Annotated in this window: 4 protein-coding genes; all 4 read left to right on the forward strand. The window is 70.2% G+C overall.

All coding sequences use genetic code 11. The annotated features are described in order from the left end of the window. On the forward strand, positions 1-1,441 hold a 1,441-nt coding region (locus JMF90_RS27520), incomplete at its 5' end, for a TonB-dependent siderophore receptor (protein WP_236598045.1). Next, complete coding sequence (locus JMF90_RS27525) at positions 1,441-1,704, forward strand: hypothetical protein (protein WP_011547178.1); 264 nt, start codon at positions 1,441-1,443, stop codon at positions 1,702-1,704. The genes JMF90_RS27520 and JMF90_RS27525, both read left to right, overlap by 1 nt. A 1-nt stretch (position 1,705) precedes the next feature. Continuing rightward, positions 1,706-3,217, forward strand: a complete 1,512-nt coding sequence (locus JMF90_RS27530; protein ID WP_011547179.1) for a PepSY domain-containing protein — start codon at positions 1,706-1,708, stop codon at positions 3,215-3,217. Positions 3,218-3,239: 22 nt separating this feature from the next. Then, positions 3,240-3,924 (forward strand): MFS transporter (locus JMF90_RS27535; protein ID WP_236598046.1); only part of this gene is annotated, 685 nt, incomplete at its 3' end.

The raw sequence follows: 3,924 nt of genomic DNA on the forward strand, positions 1-3,924 counted from the left end.
CAGGATCGACACCGCGAGCATCCCGGTCGACAACGACAGCGACAGCGAACTCGATGCCGCGCCGACGTTGAACTCATGGGCGAACGCGGGCAGCAGCGGCTGCACGCAGTACAGCAGCGAGAAAGTCGTAATAACTTCGTATAGCATACATTATACGAAGTTATACGACCGTTTCAACTGGGACACGACGCGCGCGTTCGCGTCGATCGAGCAGAAGCTCGGCGCCGGCTGGAAGGCGAAGGTCAGCGGCGAATACCAGAGCGTGCGCTCGGACCTGAAGTACGCGGGTTCGTTTGGCGCGATCGATCCGGCGACGGGCGCCGGCGGCCGGCTGACCGGCGCCGCGTACCAGTTCAGCAGCTACAGCCGCAGCATCGATGCGAACGTGCAGGGCCCCGTGCATGCGTTCGGGCTCACGCACGACCTGCTGTTCGGCGTCACCTACGCGAACAGCAGCAGCGGGCAGATGACCGCGCCGCTGCTCGGCGACGTGGCCGGCACGCCGGTGAACGTGTACCGCTGGAACCCGAGCAGCGTGCCCGAGCCCGGCATCGGGCCGTACCAGCAGTCGCAGCAGAACGACGTTTCGCAGAAGGGCGTCTACGGGCTGGGCCGCATCAAGCTCGCGGAGCCGCTGACGCTCGTGCTCGGCGGCCGGATGAGCTGGTGGAACCAGGACAGCCTCGGCGCGCACTACAACACCGGCCACCAGTTCACGCCGTACGGCGGGCTGATCTGGGATTTCGCGCGCGACTGGTCGTGGTACGCGAGCTATGCGGAGGTGTTCCAGCCGCAGACCAAGTCGATGTGGGGCGGCGGCATCCTGACGCCGGTGAAGGGGCGCACCTACGAAACGGGCGTGAAGGGCGAACTGGCGGGCGGCAAGCTCGACGTGTCGCTCGCGGCGTTCCGCATCGATCTCGACAACAACCCGCAGGTCGACCTCGCGCATCCGTGCGCGGGGCCGAGCTGCTACTACGTGAACGGCGGCAGCGTGCGCAGCCAGGGCTTCGAGTTCGAGGCGAACGGGCGCATCACGCCGTGGTGGAGCGTGTGGGCGAGCTACACGTACGACACGATGCGTTATGCGGACAACCTCGCGAACGCGGGTTCGTTCGCGCCGCTGCTGAATCCGCGCCACCTGTTCCGGCTGTGGACCAACTACGACCTGCCGTGGCAGGAGCGGCGCTGGAGCATCGGCGGCGGCGTGCAGGTGCAGAGCAGCTACTCGGCGCAGGCGAACGGCGTCACGATGAGCCAGGGCGGCTACGCGCTCGCGAGCGTGCGGCTCGGCTACCGCTACGACAAGCACTGGAGCGCCGCGCTCAACGTCAACAACCTGTTCGACCGCACCTACTACCTGAGCCTGAGCCAGCCGGGCTGGAACAACCGTTACGGAGAACCGCGCAACGTGATGCTGACCGTGCGCGGGCAATTCTGATGGCGGCCGGCTGGGGCGCGCGGGCGGCGATCGCGATCGGCGGCGTGCTGCCGGGGGCGGTCGCGCTCGCGCTCACGCTGGCCCGTCATTACCCCGACGACGGCCTGAACCGGCTCTATGCGGCCGTGTTGCTGACGCTCGTCGCGAGCGTCGCCGCGCTGCTGTGGGTGCTCGTCGCCCCCGGCTGGCGACAGGCCGTGTGGCGTGCGGGTGCGTGGCTCGCGGTGCTCGTGCCGTGCGCGATGTTCTGGGGAGGGCGCTGACATGGATGCTTCGTCGCGTTCGCGCTGGCGCGCGCTGCATCGCGGCGCCGGCGCGCTGTTCGGCGTGGTGCTGTTCGTCGTGCTGTTCAGCGGCACCTGGAGTCTCGCGTTCGATTCGATGCAGGGCTGGTGGCGGCCGCCTGCGGTCGCCGTCGCACGGCCGACGTTGCCGCTCGACGCGCTCGTCGCGCGCGCGGCGTCGCTCGGGGTCGCGTTGCGCGACGCGCGCATCGTGCTGCCGCGGCCGGACGATCCGGCCATCCGTTTCTGCGACGCGCGCCAGACGTGCACGCTCGCGCTCGATTCGGCGACCGGCGCGCCGCTGCCCGACGCCGCGCGGGCGACGTTGATCGTCACGCTGCACAAGACGCTGTTCGCCGGCTTCCCCGGGCGCATCTTCGTGAGCCTGTGGGGCGTCGTACTGCTCGTGCTCATCGTCGCGGGCGTGGTCGTGCATCGCAAGCGCTGGCCCGACGCGGCGCGCATCCGGCGCGGCCACGGCTTGCGCGTCGCGCTGTTCGACCTGCACGCGTGGATCGGCCTGTGGGGCACGCCGTGGCTCGTGCTGTTCGCGTTCACCGGCGTGCTGTCGGGGCTCGGCGCGCTCGGCACGGTGTCGCTCGCGGGCGTCGCGTATCCGGGGCAGCCGCAGCGTGCGTTCGCCGAGCTGCTGGGCGGACCGTCGCCCGTCGAGGCCGGCGGCCCATGGCGGCATGCGCCCGATCTCGATGCGCTGCTGCGGCGCGACGCGGTGCGCAGGCCGGATTTCCGCCCCGAAGCCGTCGTGCTGCATCGCTGGGGCGACGTGAACGCACGCGTCGAGATTGCCGGTACGACCGCGGGCCTGCCGAGCACGGCCGTGTTCGAACGCCACCTGTACCGCGCGACGGACGGGCAATGGCTCGCCGATGCGACGTCGCGCGGCCGCGGTTTCTGGCTGCGCGCGTTCATCGCGGTGCAGCCGCTGCATTTCGCGCAATACGGCTGGGTGGGTGCGGCCGGTGATGGGCTGCGCGTGCTGCATTTCCTGATGGGGCTCGCCGCGTGTGCGTTGTGCGCGACGGGGCTGCATCTGTGGATCGAGCGGCGGCGCGCGCAGCGCGATCGCTCGGCGGACGTGCTGGCCGCCACCGCGGTCGGCGTGTGCGGCGGGCTCGTGCTCGCGGGCGGTGCGCTGCTGTTCGCCGGCCGTGCGCTGCCCGACGGCATGCACGTCGACCATGCGCTCGCGATGCTGTTCTGGGCCGTGTGGGGCGGCGCGATCGCGCTCGCGGCCTGCGTCGCCGATCGCGCGGCATGGCTGCGCGTGCTGATGCGTGCGGCCGGCGTCGCGTACGGGCTGGCCGGCGCGACCCATTGCGCGCTCGCGCTGCTGGACGCGGGCCGACCCGTGTACTGGCCGATCGACGCGGCGCTCGTCGCCTTCGGCGCATTGCTGCTGCGTGCGGCGCGCCGTCCGCGGCGCGACGCGATGCAGCCCGCGCGCGTGCCGGCCGGCGCCGAACCTTTTTAACCTCATGCAACTGGAGAATTCGATGCGCGACCTGCTCGAACATCGCCGCCTGGTCATCACGATCACGCTGCTTTACCTGTCACAGGGCATCCCGATCGGCATCGCGATGGACGCGATGCCGACGCTGCTGCGCCACGACGGCGCACCACTTCATGCGCTCGCGTTCCTGCCGCTCGTCGGGCTGCCGTGGGTCGTGAAATTCCTGTGGGCGCCTGTCGTCGACAACCGCTGGTCGCCCCGCATCGGCCGGCGGCGCAGCTGGATGCTGCCGATGCAGACGATCGTCGTGCTGTGCCTGGCCAGCCTCGCGCAGATCGGGATGACGGTCGCGACGGCGGGCTGGGCGGTCGGGCTGCTGGCCGTCGCGTCGCTCGCGAGCGCGACGCAGGACATCGCGAACGACGGGATGGCCGCCGAGCATTTCAGCGGCGACACGCTCGCGAGGATCAACGCGATCCAGATCGCGGGCGTGATGATCGGCTTCTTCGGCGGCGGCGCCGGCACGTTGACGCTGATCGGCCTGTTCGGCCAGCCAACCGCCTTTCTCGCGCTGGCCGCCGTCCCGCTCGCGAGCCTCGTCTGCGTGCTGTGGGTGTTGCCGCGCGACGCGGATCGCGCGCGCATCCGGCCTGATCACGATGCGAGCGTAATAACTTCGTATAGCATACATTATACGAAGTTATACGAACGCAATGGCAGCCCTTCGC

Source organism: Burkholderia sp. E168m23 (assembly GCF_016586125.1).
GTDB lineage: Bacteria > Pseudomonadota > Gammaproteobacteria > Burkholderiales > Burkholderiaceae > Burkholderia > Burkholderia orbicola.